This is a genomic window from Sphingopyxis sp. C-1, assembly GCF_001047015.1.
GTDB lineage: Bacteria > Pseudomonadota > Alphaproteobacteria > Sphingomonadales > Sphingomonadaceae > Sphingopyxis.
Genome location: NZ_BBRO01000001.1, coordinates 163,116 through 181,058, shown reverse-complemented (window position 1 = coordinate 181,058; position 17,943 = coordinate 163,116). Strand labels below are relative to the sequence as shown.

At 64.2% G+C, this 17,943-nt stretch carries 15 protein-coding genes; 9 read left to right on the top strand and 6 right to left on the bottom strand.

Annotation, left to right across the window (positions count from 1 at the left end; genetic code table 11):
* Positions 1–55: 55 nt before the first annotated feature.
* Positions 56–448: a hypothetical protein gene (locus tag SC1_RS00680; protein WP_062176232.1), complete on the top strand. Its 393-nt coding sequence runs from the start codon at positions 56–58 to the stop codon at positions 446–448.
* A 9-nt stretch (positions 449–457) separates the two neighbouring features.
* Here SC1_RS00680 and SC1_RS00675 read toward each other — a convergent pair whose 3' ends face one another.
* On the bottom strand, positions 458–1,021 hold the full coding sequence (locus SC1_RS00675) for a DUF2585 domain-containing protein (protein ID WP_062176229.1): 564 nt from the start codon (positions 1,019–1,021) through the stop codon (positions 458–460).
* Positions 1,022–1,065: 44 nt separating this feature from the next.
* On the opposite strand from SC1_RS00675, the gene gmk reads away from it, so the two are divergent.
* Entirely contained in the window at positions 1,066–1,728 is a 663-nt protein-coding gene (gene gmk / locus SC1_RS00670) for a guanylate kinase (RefSeq protein ID WP_062176226.1), read from the top strand.
* Between the two features lie 186 nt (positions 1,729–1,914).
* Here gmk and SC1_RS00665 read toward each other — a convergent pair whose 3' ends face one another.
* The 4 genes from SC1_RS00665 to SC1_RS00650 all read right to left on the bottom strand — a co-directional run bounded on the left by SC1_RS00665 (position 1,915) and on the right by SC1_RS00650 (position 5,649).
* Positions 1,915–2,352, bottom strand: coding sequence for a thioesterase family protein (locus SC1_RS00665; RefSeq protein WP_062176223.1), 438 nt, complete (start codon positions 2,350–2,352; stop codon positions 1,915–1,917).
* Between the two features lies 1 nt (position 2,353).
* Complete coding sequence (locus SC1_RS00660) at positions 2,354–3,136, bottom strand: SDR family NAD(P)-dependent oxidoreductase (RefSeq protein ID WP_062176221.1); 783 nt, start codon at positions 3,134–3,136, stop codon at positions 2,354–2,356.
* 157 nt (positions 3,137–3,293) lie between these two features.
* Complete coding sequence (locus SC1_RS00655) at positions 3,294–4,463, bottom strand: acetyl-CoA C-acetyltransferase (RefSeq protein ID WP_062176217.1); 1,170 nt, start codon at positions 4,461–4,463, stop codon at positions 3,294–3,296.
* A 31-nt stretch (positions 4,464–4,494) separates the two neighbouring features.
* Complete coding sequence (locus tag SC1_RS00650; protein WP_062183260.1) at positions 4,495–5,649, bottom strand: acyl-CoA dehydrogenase family protein; 1,155 nt, start codon at positions 5,647–5,649, stop codon at positions 4,495–4,497.
* 230 nt (positions 5,650–5,879) lie between these two features.
* Between SC1_RS00650 and SC1_RS00645 the strand changes: the two genes are divergently transcribed.
* Together SC1_RS00645 and SC1_RS00640 are read left to right on the top strand one after the other, a co-directional pair.
* Positions 5,880–6,749, top strand: coding sequence for an SMP-30/gluconolactonase/LRE family protein (locus SC1_RS00645; protein WP_062176213.1), 870 nt, complete (start codon positions 5,880–5,882; stop codon positions 6,747–6,749).
* An 86-nt stretch (positions 6,750–6,835) separates the two neighbouring features.
* Positions 6,836–9,031, top strand: a complete 2,196-nt coding sequence (locus SC1_RS00640) for a M3 family metallopeptidase (protein ID WP_062176211.1) — start codon at positions 6,836–6,838, stop codon at positions 9,029–9,031.
* A gap of 218 nt (positions 9,032–9,249) precedes the next feature.
* Here the strand turns inward: SC1_RS00640 and SC1_RS00635 are convergent, their stop codons facing one another.
* The gene (locus SC1_RS00635; RefSeq protein ID WP_083435605.1) at positions 9,250–14,709 is read right to left on the bottom strand and encodes a YadA-like family protein; all 5,460 of its coding nucleotides are present in this window, start codon (positions 14,707–14,709) and stop codon (positions 9,250–9,252) included.
* 79 nt (positions 14,710–14,788) lie between these two features.
* Between SC1_RS00635 and SC1_RS00630 the strand changes: the two genes are divergently transcribed.
* The 5 genes from SC1_RS00630 (at position 14,789) to rpe (ending at position 17,943) form a co-directional block, all read left to right on the top strand.
* Positions 14,789–15,301 carry a DUF1826 domain-containing protein gene (locus SC1_RS00630; protein ID WP_238586519.1) on the top strand — a complete coding sequence of 171 codons (513 nt, stop codon included), beginning with the start codon at positions 14,789–14,791 and terminating at the stop codon, positions 15,299–15,301.
* A gap of 73 nt (positions 15,302–15,374) precedes the next feature.
* On the top strand, positions 15,375–16,280 hold the full coding sequence (locus SC1_RS00625; protein ID WP_062176200.1) for an SPFH domain-containing protein: 906 nt from the start codon (positions 15,375–15,377) through the stop codon (positions 16,278–16,280).
* A 10-nt stretch (positions 16,281–16,290) separates the two neighbouring features.
* Positions 16,291–16,494, top strand: coding sequence for a hypothetical protein (locus SC1_RS00620; RefSeq protein WP_062176198.1), 204 nt, complete (start codon positions 16,291–16,293; stop codon positions 16,492–16,494).
* A gap of 1 nt (position 16,495) precedes the next feature.
* Positions 16,496–16,738 carry a hypothetical protein gene (locus tag SC1_RS00615; RefSeq protein WP_062176195.1) on the top strand — a complete coding sequence of 81 codons (243 nt, stop codon included), beginning with the start codon at positions 16,496–16,498 and terminating at the stop codon, positions 16,736–16,738.
* 533 nt (positions 16,739–17,271) lie between these two features.
* On the top strand, positions 17,272–17,943 hold the full coding sequence (rpe, locus tag SC1_RS00610; protein ID WP_062176192.1) for a ribulose-phosphate 3-epimerase: 672 nt from the start codon (positions 17,272–17,274) through the stop codon (positions 17,941–17,943).

The following is a 17,943-nucleotide window of genomic DNA, read 5'->3' as shown; positions in this document are numbered from 1 at the left end:
TCACCTTTCGCCCGATTAACCTGATTCTCATCATGGCCGGCTATCGACGGCGGCCATGACGTTCAACCCGCCCGGCTTTCGCACCGTCATGTTGCTCGCGCTCGGTTTCGGGCTGCGGTCGCTGAGCAAGGCGCTCGAACGGACGGGCGATCTAGCCAGCGATCCGGGCAGCCGTTTGTTCAACCATGTATCGGCGCTCGTCGTGCTCATTGCCGCGGCGGCGTGCTTCATCTGGGCTTTGAAACGGATGTTCTTTGGCAAGCCGCGCACGCCGAATGAACAAGCGGCACCCCCGTCTGCACCGAAACCGGCCGACATCTATCCCGAAGAGACGAGTTTCGATCCCGACGCGGCGCTCGCTCGCTATATGCGCAACCGCCCCGGCGCCGAATTGGGCGATATGTCTGCGCCCAAGCCACCGGGCAGCTTCGGCCGGAAAGGCCTGTAACGGACGGAGCTAGGCCCCCGCCTGCCACTCCTTGATCGCCTCGACGGGCGATACCAGCATCAGCACATTAAGCGTCAGATTGTCGCGGATCGTCCATAGCGTGAAGAGCTCGAAGACGATCGCGAGCGTGACCGTCACCCACCAGCGCATCCTGCTGGCCGCGATAAAGCCCAGCACCATGAACAGCGTGTCGCTGACCGAATTGAGTACAGAATCGCCCGAATAGCCGAACGCCATCGTTACCTCGCGATAACGGTCGATGATGATCGGCGAGTTTTCCAGAATTTCCCATGCACCTTCGATACCGATCGCGATCGCCAGCGGCACCCAAAGCGGGCGGCGCGGCAGGATCCAGCGCAGCACGCCATAGAAGATAAAGCCGTGGATAATGTGGCTGAAGCTGTACCAATCCGAAATCTGCTGGCTGTTCTGGTTCGACTGCACCGTGCCATGCCACAGGCTGATCGTCCCGCACGGGCAGATCGGCGGACGGCCCATGCCGATCAATATGGCAGCAAGCAGCGCGACCAGCGCCGCGGCGACGAGCCATCCGGTTCGTGATATTCCCGCCATTCGCGCCCCCTTGACCGCTGCCCCTCGTCAGGCGAATAGCGCGCATGACCGAAAGCGTCCATCTGAACCGCCGCGGCGTGTTGTTCGTCCTTTCCTCGCCCTCGGGCGCGGGCAAGACCACCATCTCGAGGATGATGCTCGAGGCGGACAAGGATATCGCCCTCTCGATCTCCGCGACGACGCGCCCGCCGCGTCCCGGTGAGATCGACGGCGTCCATTATCATTTCGTCGACACGGAAACCTTCAAGAAAATGGCCGCCGACGGCGAGTTCCTCGAATGGGCGCATGTCTTTGGCCATCGATACGGCACGCCGCGCGCGCCGGTCGAGGCGATGCTCGCCGCGGGCAAGGATGTTTTGTTCGATATCGACTGGCAGGGCGCGCAGCAGCTTTATCAGGAGGCCGGCCCCGACGTTGTTCGCGTCTTCGTCCTGCCGCCGACGATGGAAGAACTCGAACGCCGCCTGCGTTCGCGCAATACCGACAGCGACGAGGTGATCGCCGCACGCATGGAGCGCGCCGCAAACGAGATCAGCCACTGGGACGGATATGATTATGTCCTGATCAACGACCATGTCGAAGGCTGTTTCGACGAAGTCCGCGCGATTCTGCGCGCCGAACGGTTGAAGCGCCGCCGCCAGATCGGACTGATCGGCTTCGCGCGCGACCTGATTCGTTCGGTGCCCGATGCGGACAAGAATCTGTAATTTTTGCCTCCTCCCCCTTGATGGGGGAGGCAGCGAGACTTGCCAGCTTGCTGGCTGGTCGCAGCGGTGCGGGTGCGGTTTCGGGATGCACCGGCGGTGCCATGCCGCACCGTCACCCTCATCCAACTGCGCCTAGCCGTTTCGCAGCAAGGCTTCGTATCCTTCCCTCATCGAGGGAGAAGGAAATCAGCCCGGCTTCGCCAGATTACTTTCGAGTTCCGCGACCATCTCGGCGCGGAGCGGTTTCGCCTGACCGTCGGTGCGACACACGACGACCGTATCGCAGGTCGCTATTGCGCGGCCGTTCTGGAACATCGCCTGCACGATCGTCCAGCTCGAAGTGCCGAGCCGGCCGATACCGGTCGCGATATGCACCGGATCGGGGAAATTGCCCTCGGCCAGATAGTTGATTTCGACCGCGGCAACCATCGTGCGCTCGTTCGATGGACGCTCGTCCAGCGGGCGCACCTGCCGGTTGAGCAGCACGCGGCCGCTCTCGAACAACGCGGCAAAGGCCACATTGTTGAGGTGACCGTTGATGTCCATGTCCTGAAAACGCGTCTGCAAGTCGATGCAGACGGGGTAGCTGGCGGCATCGAGCCGCCAGCTTTCCGGTTTGGGCATATCAGCGCGGCGCCATACGGATGCCGCCGTCGAGGCGGACGTCTTCGCCGTTGAAATAGCCGTTCTCGATCATGCACATGGCAAGATTGGCATATTCGACCGGGTTGCCGAGGCGCTTCGGATTGAGCACCGACGCACCGAGCGCATCGCGGACATTCTGCGGCGCGCCTGCAAGCAGCGGCGTGTCGAAGATGCCCGGCAGGATCGTGTTGACGCGGATATTCTCGTTGCCGAGATCGCGCGCGATCGGAAGCGTCATGCCGACGACCCCGCCCTTCGATGCAGAGTAAGCGGCCTGACCGATCTGGCCGTCTTCGGCGGCGACCGATGCGGTGTTGACGATCGCGCCGCGTTCGCCGTCTTCCATCGGGTCGAGCGTCAGCATGCCCGCCGCCGACTTGGCGATGCAGCGGAACGTGCCGACGAGGTTGATCTGGATGATCCAGTTGAACGCATCGAGCGGGAAATGCTTGATGCTGCCGTCTTCCTTGCTGCGGCTCGCGGTCTTGATCGCGTTGCCGGTGCCGGCGCAGTTGACGAGGATGCGTTCCTGACCATGCGCTTCGCGCGCCTTGGCAAAAGCGGCGTCGACCGACGCGTCGTCGGTGACGTTGCATTCGCAGAAGATGCCGCCGAGTTCGGCTGCGATCGCGAGGCCCTTTTCTTCCTGCAGGTCGAAGATCGCGACCTTCACGCCCTTGGCGGCAAGCGCGCGTGCGGTGGCGGCGCCGAGGCCCGAGGCACCGCCGGTGACGACGGCGGATACGGTGGAATCGAGTTTCATATTGAGGCTCTCCTTAAAGCCCCTCCCCTTCAGGGGAGAGGTTGGGGTGGGGTGTCGCGGCGAAGAGCAAGGCCGATAGACCCCTCCCCGCTGCGGCTAGCGGGCAAGCCCGCAAGTCTCGCTGCCCCTCCCCCGAAGGGGAGGGGTTTGAATGGTCTTAAAGCCGCTCGATGATCGTGACGTTGGCCTGGCCACCGCCTTCGCACATCGTCTGCAGGCCGTATTTGCCGCCGGTCGCGTCGAGCACGCCGAGCAACGTCGACATCAGCTTGGTGCCCGAAGCGCCGAGCGGGTGGCCGAGCGCGATAGCGCCGCCATGCTGGTTGAGCCGCGCATGGTCGGCGCCCAGATATTGCAGCCATGCCAGCGGCACGGGCGCGAACGCCTCATTGACCTCATAGGCGTCGATATCGCCGATCTTCATGCCCGCCTTCTTCAGCGCGCGTTCGGTCGCGAACAGCGGTTCTTCGAGCATGATGATCGGGTCGCCCGCGGTTACCGAAATATGGTGGATTCGCGCGCGCGGGGTCAGATTATGATCCTTCAGCGCCTGTTCCGAAACCACGAGCGCAGCCGAGGCGCCGTCGCAGATCTGCGAGCTGGTCGCCGCCGTGATCGATCCGCCTTCCTGAAGGATCTTGACCCCCGCGATGCCTTCGAGCGTCGCGTCGAAACGGATGCCCTCATCGACGAGGTGCGTTTGGCGGCCTTCGGGCGTTTCGATTTCGACGCCGACGATCTCGCGTTTGAAGTGGCCGGCCTCGGTCGCGGCCTTGCCGCGGCGGTGGCTTTCGAGCGCATAGGCATCGAGATCATCCTTGGTGAGGCCGTATTTCTTCACGATCATCTCAGCGCCCATGAACTGGCTGAACATGATGCCGGGATATTTTTCTTCGAGCCGTTCGGACTTGTAGTGGCCGAGACCTTCCTTGATGAACAGGGTTGCGACGCTGCCCATCGGAACGCGCGTCATGCTTTCGATGCCGCTTGCGAGCACGATGTCCTGCGTGCCCGACATCACTGCCTGCGCCGCGAACTGAATCGCCTGCTGCGACGAACCGCACTGGCGGTCGATAGTGACGGCGGGGATCGAGTCGGGCAGCTTCGAGGCGAGCACGGCGTTGCGGCCGATGTCCATCGTCTGCTGGCCGCCTTGGCTGACGCAGCCGGTGATAACATCATCGATCGCCTTGGTGTCGAAGTCGTTGCGATCGGCGATCGCGTCGAACACCGCGGCGCCGAGGTCGACGGGGTGGACGCCCGCGAGCCGGCCGCCGCGCTTGCCGCCCGCGGTCCGGACGGCGTCGACGATATAAGCTGTAGCCATGGGAGAATTCCTTTCCTGCGATTTCAAGCGATCAGAGCTTGCGCCCGATCAGTTCCTTCATGATTTCGTTCGTGCCGCCGAAGATGCGGGTGACGCGTGCGGCGCGCCAGGCGCGGGCGATCGGATATTCGTTCATATAGCCTGCGCCGCCGAAGAGCTGGAGGCATTTGTCCATGACTTCCCACTGCAGTTCGGTGTGCCACAGCTTCGCCGCGGCGCCCTCTTCGGGGGTCAGTTCCTTCTTCAAATGCCGTGACAGCGCCCAGTCGAGATGCGCCCAGCCCACCTGAAGCTTCGCTTTCAGGTCGGCGAGCACGAAGCGGCTGTTCTGGAAATCGAGGATCGGCTTGCCGAACGCCTTGCGGTCGCGCGTATATTCGACCGTGTCGTCGAACGCGCGCTGCGCCGATGCCTGCGCCGACACCGCGATCGATAGACGTTCCTGCGGCAGTTCGCTCATCAGATAGATGAATCCCTGCCCCTCTTCGCCCAGGCAGTTGGTGATCGGCACGCGAACGTCGTTGAAGAACAGCTCCGACGTATCGGCCTCGTCCTGCCCGATCTTGTCGAGGTTGCGGCCGCGCTGGAAACCTTCGCGGTCGGCTTCGACGAGTACGATCGACACGCCCTTCCACGCCGGCTCGACGTCGGTGTCGGTCTTGACGCAGACGAGGATCAGGTCGGCGTTCTGGCCGTTGGTGATATAGGTTTTCGAACCGTTGATGACATAATGATTGCCATCCTTCTTCGCGGTCGTGCGCATACCTTGAAGGTCGCTGCCGGTGCCCGGTTCGGTCATCGCGATCGCGGTAATTACCTCGCCCGAGACCATTTTGGGCAGCCAGTGCTTCTTCTGCTCCTCGCTGCCGTAGCGGGTGATATAATTGGTCACGATATCCGACTGGAGTGAAAAGCCCGTGGTCACGCGGCCATAATAGGCGCTCTCTTCATCAACGATCGCGTTATAGCCGAAGTCAAGGCCGAGCCCGCCATATTCCTCCGGAACCGTGGGGCACAGCAGGCCAAGCTCGCCCGCCTTGGGCCAGATGCTCTTGGGCACGATACCATCCTCGGCCCACTGCGCCTGATTGGGTGCCACTTCCTTTTCGAGGAACTGGCGTACCGTCGCGCGGAACGCCTCATGATCCTCGGTGTAAGCGGAGCGTGAGAGACTATCGAGCGACATGATGCTTCCTTTTCCGGGGACGTCCGGCCAGTCTGTCGAAGCCGATACGCCATTGCCCCCGCATCGATCGATGCAGGCTTCGCGCGCCAACTGACCTTACGTTTACGTCCACGTCAAGTAGAAATGCCGCTACGGCGGCAAAGATGCGACAAAGGCGCGGAGAGCGGCGGCGCAGCGAATAGGTTTGCAGTCGCTGGGCAGCATCGCCGGCCCGCGCTAGGATCTGCTCCATGGTCAAACTGCTTCTCGACGCCGGCGCATTGCTTGGCGAATCGCCCGTCTGGCACGCCGCCGAAGCCCGCCTCTATTGGGTCGACATCGACGCCCGCAAAATCCATCGCACCGACCCCGCGACAGGTGTCGACGAGACGATGGAGCTTGCCGAGCAAGTCGGCTGCATCGCGCCGCGTGCGGGCGGTGGGCTTGTCGCGGCGCTGGAAGATGGCTGCGCGCTGATCGACGACTGGAACGCCGAGCCACGGCCCTTCGGCCCTGCGGTCCTCACCGGCAAGTCCGAGCAGCGTTTCAACGACGGCCGCGTCGATGCCCTGGGCCGGCTGTGGGTCGGCAGCCTGACGAGTGACAAGGCGAACCCCGCCGCGACGCTCTATCGCCTCGACCCCGATGGCTCACTTACCGAAATGCTGCATGGGCTGACGACGAGCAACGGCGCCGCCTTCAGCCCCGACGGCCGCACATTCTATCACGCCGACACGCCGACCCACGCGATCCGCGCCTATGATTTCGACGAAGCCACCGGCACGCTGAGCAACGGGCGCATCTTTCACCAGTTCGAGTTCGGCAATGGCCGCCCCGACGGCGCCGCGGTCGATGCCGAGGGCTGTTACTGGTCGGCGCTGTGGGACGGCTGGCGCGTCGTGCGCCTCTCGCCTGCGGGCGAGTTGCTACAGACGGTCGAGCTGCCGGTGCAACGCCCGACGATGATCGCATTCGGCGGGCCCGACCTCCAAACCGCCTTCGTTACGAGCGCGGGCAAGAATCTGACCGATGACGAGCGCGCAAAACAGCCGCACGCGGGCGGTGTCTTTACCTTCCGCGTTGATGTCCCCGGCCTGATTCAGCGGGATTTTGGCGCTTAGGCGGCTTGCACCCCGCTGTCATATAAGGTTAAGTCGGCCCCTGACATGGTTTCGTCCGAAACCTTATCCTCCGGGGAGATTTATCGATGTCGCGCACCGCGCAGCCTTTTGCCCGTCATTTGTCGATCATGCTTGCATCCACCGCAATGATCGTGGGTTATAGCCAGATGACCGCAACCGCCGCCGAACCGACCGCCGCCGCCAAGCCGGCCGCAACCGCCCCCGCGGGCGAAAACCCGATGCTCGCGCCGTGGACCGGCCCGTTCGAAGGGGTGCCGCCGTGGGACAAGATGGACCCAGAACTGTTTCCCGACGCCTTCACCAAGGGCATGGCCGAAACCAGGGCGCAGGTGCAGGCGGTGATCGACAATCCCGCCGCGCCGACGTTCGAGAATACGCACGTCCCGATGATGCTCGCGGGCGATACGATGGAGCGCCTTTTTGCGCTGTGGGGCGTGCAGACGTCGAACAAGTCGAACGACCGCGTCGAGGATATCGACGCCGAATGGAGCCCCAAGCTCACCACCTTCTATACCGAACTATTTTTGGAGCCCAAGCTCTTCGCGCGGTACAAGGCGGTTTACGACAAGCGCAATTCGAGCGGACTCAACGCGCAGCAGATCCGCATCGTCGAACGCAGCTATGACGAGATGGTGCGCGACGGCGCTAACCTGTCGCCCGCGAACAAGGCAAAGCTGGTCGAGCTGAACTCGAAGCTTGAAGGCCTGTTCTCGGCTTTCTCGTCGAAGCTGCTCGGCGATGAGAAGCTTTATACCTTTGTAACCGACAAGGCCGAGCTCGCAGGCCTTGAGCCCGGCTTCGTCGCCTCGCTCGCGTCGGCGGCGGAGTCGCAGGGCAAGCCGGGACAGTGGGCGATCAAGAACACCCGTTCGTCGGCGCAGCCGGTGATGCAGGGCGCGACCAACCGGGGCTTGCGCGAGCGCGTGTACAAGGCCTTTGTCAGCCGCGGCGACAATGGTGACGCGAACGACACCAATTCGACGATCGTCGAGATATTGAAGCTGCGCCAGCAGCGCGCCGAGTTGCTCGGTTTCCCGACGCACGCCAATTATCGCATGGCCGACACGATGGCGAAGACGCCCGAAGCCGCGATGGGCCTGATGATGAAAGTCTGGCCCGCCGCTGTCGCGCGCGTGAAGGAGGAGGTCGCCGACATGCAGGCGATCGCCGACGCCGAAGCCAAGGCCGGCAATGGCCCGAAGATCACCATCGAGCCGTGGGACTATCGCTTCTATTCCGAAAAGGTTCGCAAGGCGAAATACGACCTCGATGAAAGCGAGGTGAAGCCCTATCTCCAGCTCGACAAGCTGCGTGATGCGATGTTCTGGTCGGCGGGCCAACTCTACGATCTAGGCTTCCGCGAAAATACCGGTACGATCCCCGTCTTCGACCCCAAGGTCCGCACGTTCGAGGTTTATAATCTCAAGACGAACGAGAATGTCGGGGTCTTCTATCTCGATAATTTCGCGCGCGATGGAAAGCGTTCGGGCGCGTGGATGACGACCTATCGCAGCCAGCAAACGCTGGGCGGCGAGCGCAATGTGCTCGCGTCGAACAATAATAATTTCACCGAAGCCGCGAAGGGTGAGCCGACGCTGATCAGCCTCGACGACGCGCAGACCCTGTTTCACGAATTCGGTCACGGCATCCACTATCTGCTGCAGCATGTCTATTATCCAGCGCTCGCAGGCGTACCGCGCGACTTCGTCGAATATCCCAGCCAGGTGAACGAGAATTGGCTGATGACCCCCGAAGTGCTGTCGAAATATGCGACGCACTACAAGACGGGTCAGCCGATGCCGCAGGCGCTGGTCGACAAGATCCTCGCCTCCGACAAGTTCAATCAGGGCTTCTCGACGGTCGAATATCTGTCGAGCGCGATCGTCGACATGAAGCTGCACGACCGCAAGACGCCGCCAGCCGATGTCGACAAGTTCGAGCGCGAGACGCTTGCCGAAATCGGCATGCCGAAGGAAATCGTGATGCGGCACCGCTTGCCGCAGTTCGGCCACCTGTTCAGCTCGGACGCCTATTCGGCGGGCTATTACAGCTATCTATGGTCGGAAACGATGGACGCCGACACCTGGGCCGCCTTCACCGAAGCCGGCGGACCGTGGGACCGCAGCGTCGCCGACAAGTTCCGCACGATCCTGCTGATGACGGGTAACGAGACCGATCGCGCCGAAGCCTATCGCGCTTTCCGCGGCCGCGACCCCGACGTGAAGGCACTGCTGAAGAAGCGCGGTTTTCCGACTGAATAGGCGCACGAAACCAACGAGACAAAGGGAGCGATTTCGCTCCCTTTGTTTTTGGGCATAGCGGATTTTGCGGCGCGAAACTCCCTCGGCGAAGAAGCCTTCGGCCATCTGTGCGACCTTCGCAGCGCGCGATGTGTGACGTTTCAGTCCATAGCGCGGCTACAAAAAGAAACGGCGGCCAGATGACCACCGTTTCCGTTCTTTTTCGACCTTGTGGCGGTTCAGAATTGATAGCCGATGCCGACGTTGCCGCCGAACGTGCTGCCCCGGCTCGTCTCGACATAAGTTGCGCCGCCCTTCACCACTGTCCGGCCGTCGCCGAACACCTTCGACACGCCAAGCGCGAAGGCGGTTTCATTCTGGTAGACGCCGATCGCTCCCCCGATCATGCCGCCGCTGTCACTAAAGGCCTGGGGCAGACCGGCGACCGCCATCGCCGAAGCGGTACCCGCATCAGCATCTCGCCGGACGTTGGCGAGATCGAAGCGGAGCGCGTTGACATGGTGATCGGTGTAGCCGGTTGCCGCGACCAAACCGTGGTCGATTGCATTGCTGAGCTGTCCGAGATTGACCGCATCGGTCGGGCGCGTGCCCGCCGCAACGTTCGTCACCTGCCGCTCGGCACCCTCGCGGCCAACCGAGACGACATTGTCGCGCCCGCCGTCGGTGGCTCCATGGCCGAGCGCCACCGAGCCCGCGCCGCTGGCAACCGCATTGCTGCCGATCGCGGTCGACCGGGCCCCGCTGGCAACTGCGCCAAAGCCCCCGGCGACCGCATCTTCGCCGCGTGCGTCGGGCGCGGGCAGGCCGCTCCGGTTGTTCATGCGGAACGCGCCCGCCTGACCGGTTTCGAGCAACGCCAGCTGCGTGCCGTGCGCGGCGACCCGTTCGTTCGTCGCATGGAGCTGGGCGCCGTTGACCGCATCGGTCGAGGTCGGCGAGAGCAGGCCCTGCGCGACATTGGCCAGACGCGTACCGCCGGTCCTGCCGCCGTCTTCCGACTTCGGCCCGCCGAGCGTCAGGCCCGTCTTGCCCGCATCGTCATATTGCACGCTGTTATTGCCGAGCGCGAGCGCCCGCTCGGCCGTACCATTGGCTTGCTCAGCCTTCAGGCCCGCTGCGTCCGCCGCCAATTGCGCCGTCACGACCTTCATCGCGGCGGCGTCCGCCGCATATTGCGCGGCAACCGCCTTCATGTCCGCAGCGTCCGCCGCAGCTTGCGCCGCCGCCGCCTTCATGTCCGCCGCGTGGGCCATCGCCCGCGCGGCTGCCGCCTTTGCATCCGCCGCGTCGGCAGAGGCCTGTGCGCGGACCGCCCTGGCATCGGTTGCGGCGAGTTGATCGCCGTTCACGGCATCGGTCGATCCCGCAGCGACATTGCCGGCACCGATACCGGTCAGCACATTGCCGCCATTGTCCAGGCCTTTGTTGGTCAGCTTCACCGGCCCATTCGGACCGCCGGCGATCGTCACACCGTCGCCGTTCACCGTCGTATTGCCCGCCGTCACGCTGTCGACGGCGAGGTTGCGCGACAGCGCCACCTTCACATTGCGATCGTCCGCGCCCTTCGCGACCTGAATATTGGCGTCCGCGCCGCTGATATCGACAGTCTCGCCGGGCTTCACCTGCGAAGCATTTGCTCCCTGCGCGCTGAGCGTCCAGCCCTTGCCCGCGGTCTGCGCGATATCGTGCAGTTGCCCGCCGTTCACCGCTTCCATCGACCCCGCCGCTACCGAACCCGGCGCCACGTTGCGGATCGCCGTACCGGTGGGATTGCCCGCCGCGTCGACACCGCCAGCCAGCGTCATCGCTCCCGTATTGGGCGAGCCGTCGGCATTCTTGTCATAGTGCACCGCGCTCTTGCCAAGATCGGCGATCGCGGCGGTGTTGCCAGTGACGCCCCGGTCGAGCGCGCCCAGCGCATCGCCGACATTGTCATAGGCGCTGGTCGCGGCCGCGCTGCCCGGCATGCTACCCGGATTGTGGATGACATAGGTCGGCCTGGTGATGCTGCCGTCGGCCTGCACCGCCGCACCGCCGCCAAGGCCGTTTGCCAGCACCTGGTTCGTCGCACGAAGCTGCGAGCCGTTGACGGCATCGGTCGACAGGTCCGCAAGCGAACCCTGCGCGACATTGCCCAAGCGCGTTCCGCCCGTCTTGCCGCCGTCGATCGACTCCTCACCGCGGAGCGTCATGCTCTTCTTGTCGTCACCGTCATATTGCACGCTGTTGTTGCCAAGCGCGAGCGCCTGATCCGCAGTGCCCTGCGCCTTCTCCGCTTTGTCGTCGGCGGCATCGGCGGCTTCCTGCGCCTTCACCGCTTTGCCGTCGGCCGTGGTCGCAGCTTCCTGCGCCGTCGCCACCTTTGCGTCGGTTGCCGCAAGCTGGCCGCCGTTAACCGCGTCGGTCGATCCTGCAGCGACATTGCCCGCACCGATACCGGTCAGCGCATTACCGCCCTGTTGGATCGGTCCGGCCGTGCCGTTCGCGAGGTCCTTGCCCAGCTTGTCGATAGCGGCCGTGTTGCCGACCACCCCTGCGTCGAGTGCGCCCAGTGCCGAGCCCACATCATTATGCGGGGTCGTCGCTGTCGTGCTGCCGGGGTTGTGGATGGCATAGGTCGGACGCGCAACGGTGCCGTCAGGGTTCAGTTTCGCACCGCCGCCCAGACCGTCCGCCAGCGCCTGGTTCGTCGCGCGAAGCTGCGTCCCATTGACCGCGTCGGTCGAGTTCGGCGCCAGCGAGCCCTGCGCGACATTGCTCAGCCGCGTGCCCCCCGTCTGGCCGCCGTCGGTCGAGGCAGGACCGCCGAGCACAATGCTCGTCTTGCCCTCATCGCCATATTGCACAGCCTTGTTTGCCAGGTCCGTCGTCGCTTCTTGTGCCTTCACCGCCTTCTCATCGGCTTTGTCCGCGGCCTCCTGCGCCTTCTGCGCTTTATCGTCCGCCGCATCCGCCGCGTCCTGCGCCGTCGCCAACTTGGCATCGGTGGCTGTCGAGGCGACCCCTGCCTGGCCCAGCTTCGCATCGATCTCGGCAAGCTGATCGCCGGTGACCGCATCGGTGGAGCCCGCAGCGACCCTGCCCTTGCCAAGGCCGGTCAGCACATTGCCGCCATTGTCGAGGCCCTTCGCGCCCAGTGTCACCGGCCCGTTCGGACCGTTCGCGATCGTCACTCCGTCCTTGGTCAAGGCCGTGCCGCCCGCGGCGAGGCTGTCGACGTTCAGGTTGCGCGCGAGCGCCAGCTTTACCTTGCTGTCAGCATCCCCCTTCGTCACGCCGATGTTCGCATCGCCGCTGATGTCGACCACGTCGCCCGGCTTCACCTGGGTTTCGTTCGCGCCCTGCGCACTAAGCTGCCAGCCCTTGTTCGCCGCCTGCTCGACCGCGTGCAACTGCCCGCCGTTCACCGCGTCGGTCGAGTCGGCCGCCACCGCACCCGGCGCGACATTGGTCAGGCCCTGCGGCCCGGCCGCGCCATTCGGTCCGACAAGCGCAAGCTGGCCCGGCGTCCCATTTTGCTGGATCGGTCCAGCCGTGCCGTTCGCGAGGCCCGCGATCGCCGCGGTGTTACCGGTCACGCCCTTGTCGAGCGCGCCCAGCGCCGCACCAACATCCTTGTGCGGGGTCGTCGCGGTCGTGCTGCCGGGGTTGTGGATATTATAGGTCGGCGCCGCAACACTGCCGTCGGGGTTCAGTTTCGCACCGCCGCCAAGATTGTCCGCCAGCGCCTGGTTCGTCGCGCGAAGCTGCGTCCCATTGACCGCATCGGTCGAGTTCGGCGCCAGCGACCCCTGCGCGACATTGCTCAAAAGCGTGCCGGCCGTCTTGCCGCCGTCGTTCGACCGCGTGCCATCAAGAACGATGCTCGTCTTCGCCGGGTCGGTATATTGCACGCTGTTGGCCCCAAGCGTGCGCGCTTCCTCCGCCGCCTGTTGCGCCGTCGCGGCCTTCTCGTCGGCGGCTACAGCCTTGCCGTCGGCAGCGGTCGCCGCGTCCTGTGCCTCGACCGCCTTTGCATCGGTCGCGGCGAGTTGATCGCCGGTTACCGCATCGCTCGATCCGGGCGCAACACGGCCCGCGCCGACACCGGTCAGCACATTGCCGCCATTGTCGAGGCCCTTGGCACCCAGCGTCACCGGTCCATTCGGACCGCCGGGGATCGTTACGCTGTCGACATTCAGATTGCGCGACAGTGCCAGCTTCACCTTGCTGTCGGCCGCGCCTTTCGTGACGCCGATATTGGCATCGGCGCCGCTGATGTCGACCGTATCGCCCGGCTTCACCTGCGATGCGTCCGCGCCCTGCGCGCTAAGCTGAAAGCCCTTGTTCGCGGTCTGCGCCACGTCGTTCAGTTGCCCGCCGTTCACCGCGTCGGTCGATCCCGCCGCAACCTTGCCCGGCGCGACGTTGGTCAGCCCCTGCGGCGCACCCGGCGCCGCGCCGGTCGCGCCCGGCGCAACGAGCGCCAGTTGCCCGGGCGTCGCACCCTGCTGGATCGGGCCCACGGCGCCGTTGGCGACATCCTTGCCCAACTTGTCGATGGCACCCGTGTTGCCGACAACACCCGCGTCAAGCGCGCCCAGCGCCGCGCCAACATCCTTGTGCGGGGTTGTCGCCGTCGCGCTGCCGGGGTTGTGGATGGCATAGGTCGGGTCGGTCAACTTGCCGTCAGGCCCGACCTGCGCTCCGCCGCCAAGGCCCTTGGCCAGCGCCTCGTTCGTCGCGTGAAGCTGGCCGCCATTCACAGCGTCCGTCGAGTCCGCCTTCACCGCGCCCGGCGCGACGTCGGTGATACGGTTCGTGGGCTTGTCGCCATGCTTCGCGCTGTAAGCGCCTTTGCCATCGGCCCACATCAGGCTGTCATCCAGAAGGATGCCCGTTGCTTCATCGACTTTGGCAAGTTCGCCGTCCAGCGCATCGATCGCGCCGAGCAGCGTTGTCGGCTGCGGCAACGGCTTATTGTTTTCGTCATTGCCCAGGCTGTCCAACTTGATCTGGGGCAGGACGAGTTCGCCCTTGTCGTCGACCGTCGCGCCCGGACCCACCGCCGCCAGCACCGATTTCGCGCTGCCATCGCCGTTGCTCTTGGGCAGATTGTTGAGCTGGTTCTGCAGCGTGGCGAGCTGCGCGCCCGTCACCGCATCGCTCGAATCCGCCGCAACCTTGCCCGCGCCGACGCCAGTCAGCACATTGCCGCCATTGTTGAGGCCCTTTGGACCCAGCGTCACCGGACCCGCCGCGCCGCCGGGGATCGTCACGCCGTCCTTGTTCAACGTCGTGCCGCCCGCCGTCACGCTGTCGAGCGCAAGGTTGCGCGCCAGCGCCAGCTTCACGCCATTGTCGGCCGCGCCCTTCGACACGCCCAGGTTCGCGTCTGCGCTGCTGATGTCGACCGTTTCGCCCGGCAAAACCTTTCGCGCGTTCGCGCCCTGCGCGCTGACCTGAAAGCCCTTGCCGAGGTCATCGACCTGCGTCTTCAGCGCCCCATGTCTGCCGTTCAGATCGTTGAGTTCGGTATAGAGCGGAAATATCTGCGCCCCATTGATCGCGTCCGTACTGGTCGCGCTGATCGAACCCGGCGCAACGTTGATGATCTGTCGTTGCTGATCGGTGTTACCGACGCTGACTACGGCTTTTGCCTTCGAACTGTCGAACTTATAGGTTTTGCCATTCAGCACTTGGTCCGCGACGGTCCGCAAGCCCTCCGTCGCTGCCCTGCTGCCAAGTGCGACGGCAAAATTGTGCAGCGTCGACGATTTGAAGCCGATCGCCGTGCCCAGCCTGCGCCCGATCCAGTTAACGAGCGACGTCTGCGACCTGGGTTCGGCGTTGAACCGCGCGATGCAGGCCGCGGGCTATCCGGCCGGCAATGTCCGCGTCAGATTGGAAGCCGACATCATCGATCTCGCCGCGCGCTTCGCGGCGATCATGCGGATCGACAGGCTCGATATTCGGTTCGAACGGATCACCGGCGATGCCTGTCGGAAATTCCACGCCGATTACGTCCTTGCACGGCTGATCACCACCTATACGGGGCGCGGGACGCAGTGGCTCGACGGCGAGAGCATGGACGATTGCGACTGCGGCACATCGCATAACATCCGCGAGATGCGCGCGGGCTACGTCGCAATCCTCAAGGGCCGAAACTGGGACGAGGCGCGCGCCGCGGTCCACCGATCGCCGCCGATCGCCGGTACCGGCGAAGAGCGACTGCTGCTCACGATGAACCATTCGACCCTTCCCCCTAAAGTGCGTCCGGAGTTTTCGTAGAATCCCGATTGACCATCGCTCCATTCGATATAAATATGATATCATCATTATATCGAGTGATTCGGAGGGAAAGATGGTCGAAACAGGGACACGGGCGCTGAACCGCAGCCGCGAGACACGCGCCAATACACAGAGCGGCTATCTGATGCTGCTGATCTGGCTTGGCCTGCTCGGCGCCGCCATCTGGGCGGCGACGACCAATATCGGCGCGGACGGGATCGACTGGAACTGGAAATGGGCGGTGGTGGTCGCGAGCGGGGTGATCGGCACGATCATCCTCTGCGGCTTCTACATGATCAACCCGAACGAGGCGGCGGCGGTCCAACTGTTCGGCGCCTACCGGGGTACCGACCGCGAGGAAGGGCTGCGCTGGGTATTGCCCTGGCTCAGCCGCAAGAAGATCGCGGTCCGCGCCAACAATGTGATTTCGGACAAGATCAAGGTCAACGACCTGCGCGGCAACCCCATTGAAATGGCGGCGCAGGTCGTGTGGCGCGTCACCGACACTGCGCAGGCGCTCTTCGACGTCGACGATTACAAGGAATTCGTCATGGCGCAGATCGAGGCCGCGGTACGGGCAATCGGCTCGCGCTATCCCTATGACGACATCGAGCATCAGGAAGTGACGCTGCGCGGAAACCACGACGAGGTTGGCGGGGAACTGCGCAAGGCACTGATCGAACGGCTGGAAGTCGCTGGCATCACGGTCGACGAATGCGGCCTGACGCACCTTGCCTACGCCCCCGAAATCGCCGGCGCGATGCTCCGTCGCCAACAGGCAGAGGCGGTGATCGCGGCCCGCAAAAAGCTGGTCGAGGGCGCGGTGACGATGGTCGAGATGGCGCTACAGCACCTCTCCGAAAAGAATGTCGTCGACCTCGACGACGAGCGGAAGGCGGCGATGGTCTCGAACCTGATGGTCGTCCTGTGCGGCGAACGCGACACGCAGCCCGTCGTCAACACCGGCTCGCTCTACTGAGGGCCGGGCGATGGCAGCGCAGTCTAAAAAAGCCTTTGCCCTCCGCCTCGATCCCGCGCTCTACGCGGCGATCGAGCGGTTGGCGGCGGCCGAGCTGCGCAGCGCCAATGCGGAGATCGAGATGTTGCTGCGCGAAGCGCTGGCGCGGCGCGGCGTCAGTGTAAAACGGTCCGATGCGCCCAAGCGCGGACGGCCACCCAGGGAGGAAAGCTGATATGCTGCACCTGATGTTCGACACCCGCCCCTGGTTCCGGCCGAAACGCCGCGGTTTCGGCACCGGCCTGCCGATCACTTGGCAAGGCTGGCTGATGCTGGCGATGCACATCGCGCTGATTACCGGAATTGCGATGCTCCTGCGCGATCGGCCCGCGATGATGACCATCGCAGTGGTCCTTGCCGGCCTCGCCCCGATGCCGCTTTATCGCGCCAAGACAGAGGGAGGGTGGCGCTGGCGATAGGCGCCGCGATGTCTGTTTTGGGGTGGGGAGCTGACGTTGCCTTCTTTGGACATCGCCCGGCTGGATCCAGATCGGGTCGGCGCAAGGGCCGCGCAATATTCCAAAGTTCAGGAAAGTTCAGCCCTATGAGCGCGCCGATTTGCAAGTCGCGGCGTGCTGGATGTGCGAGGCACGTCCGATCATGGTCGTACCCGCAAGCCGGGCAGCGACCACCTTTTTGTTCACCGAATGAAAGAGCCGGATGAAGGCTGGCACGGCCGAATAATGTAGGAAAGACCTAATTGAAGGCGATGTTTGTTTTGTATTGGGGAGCGGACATCCCGTCCCTACTTCAGTCATCCCGGGCTTGACCCGGGATCCCGCTTTTTGAGGCACTCACTGGTTTCGACCTCAAGCGGGACCCCGGATCAAGTCCGGGGTGACGACGAAAGATAGGTCGGCTTCCGGCCGAAAACTGCCCTCATCACGCTTTTCCACCATTGGCGCGCCCACCCCGCTTGCCCCCGACTCGCTAGATGGTTAAGGCCGGTCTCATGACCGCCGCCTCCGCTCCAGTTCGCATCGCCCCGTCGATCCTCAGCGCCGATTTCGCGCGGCTGGGGGAAGAAGTACGCGCAATCGAAACGGCGGGCGCCGACTGGGTGCATATCGACGTCATGGACGGCCATTATGTGCCGAACCTGACGATCGGCCCGATGGTGGTAAAGGCGCTGCGTCCGCACTCGACGCTACCCTTCGACGTCCACCTGATGATCTCGCCCGTCGATCATTTCCTTGACGCCTTCGCCGCGGCGGGCGCCGACATCATCACCGTGCATCCCGAATCCGGGCCGCATATCCACCGCACCGTCCAGCACATCAAGTCGCTCGGCAAACAGGCGGGCGTGTCGCTCAATCCCGCGACGCCGGCGAAGATGCTCGACTATCTGATCGACGACATCGACCTTGTCCTGATCATGAGCGTCAATCCGGGCTTCGGCGGACAAAGCTTTATTTCGAGCCAGCTTCGCAAGATCGAGGCGGTCAGGAAGATGATCGAGAAGTCGGGCCGCGATATCCGGCTGGAGGTCGACGGCGGCATCGACGCGGGCACCGCACCGCTCGCGATATCGGCGGGCGCCGACGTGCTCGTCGCCGGCACCGCGACTTTCAAGGGCGGACCGGACGCCTATGCCGACAATATCCGGCGGCTGCGCGGGGCCTGA

Excerpts from the sequence above, each read along its gene's own strand:
- SC1_RS00680 (WP_062176232.1), top strand. The coding sequence starts at position 56 with ATGACGTTCAACCCGCCCGGCTTTCGCACCGTCATGTTGCTCGCGCTC.
- SC1_RS00675 (WP_062176229.1), bottom strand. The coding sequence starts at position 1,021 with ATGGCGGGAATATCACGAACCGGATGGCTCGTCGCCGCGGCGCTGGTC.
- gmk (WP_062176226.1), top strand. The coding sequence starts at position 1,066 with ATGACCGAAAGCGTCCATCTGAACCGCCGCGGCGTGTTGTTCGTCCTT.
- SC1_RS00665 (WP_062176223.1), bottom strand. The coding sequence starts at position 2,352 with ATGCCCAAACCGGAAAGCTGGCGGCTCGATGCCGCCAGCTACCCCGTC.
- SC1_RS00660 (WP_062176221.1), bottom strand. The coding sequence starts at position 3,136 with ATGAAACTCGATTCCACCGTATCCGCCGTCGTCACCGGCGGTGCCTCG.
- SC1_RS00655 (WP_062176217.1), bottom strand. The coding sequence starts at position 4,463 with ATGGCTACAGCTTATATCGTCGACGCCGTCCGGACCGCGGGCGGCAAG.
- SC1_RS00650 (WP_062183260.1), bottom strand. The coding sequence starts at position 5,649 with ATGTCGCTCGATAGTCTCTCACGCTCCGCTTACACCGAGGATCATGAG.
- SC1_RS00645 (WP_062176213.1), top strand. The coding sequence starts at position 5,880 with ATGGTCAAACTGCTTCTCGACGCCGGCGCATTGCTTGGCGAATCGCCC.
- SC1_RS00640 (WP_062176211.1), top strand. The coding sequence starts at position 6,836 with ATGTCGCGCACCGCGCAGCCTTTTGCCCGTCATTTGTCGATCATGCTT.
- SC1_RS00625 (WP_062176200.1), top strand. The coding sequence starts at position 15,375 with ATGGTCGAAACAGGGACACGGGCGCTGAACCGCAGCCGCGAGACACGC.
- SC1_RS00620 (WP_062176198.1), top strand. The coding sequence starts at position 16,291 with ATGGCAGCGCAGTCTAAAAAAGCCTTTGCCCTCCGCCTCGATCCCGCG.
- SC1_RS00615 (WP_062176195.1), top strand. The coding sequence starts at position 16,496 with ATGCTGCACCTGATGTTCGACACCCGCCCCTGGTTCCGGCCGAAACGC.
- rpe (WP_062176192.1), top strand. The coding sequence starts at position 17,272 with ATGACCGCCGCCTCCGCTCCAGTTCGCATCGCCCCGTCGATCCTCAGC.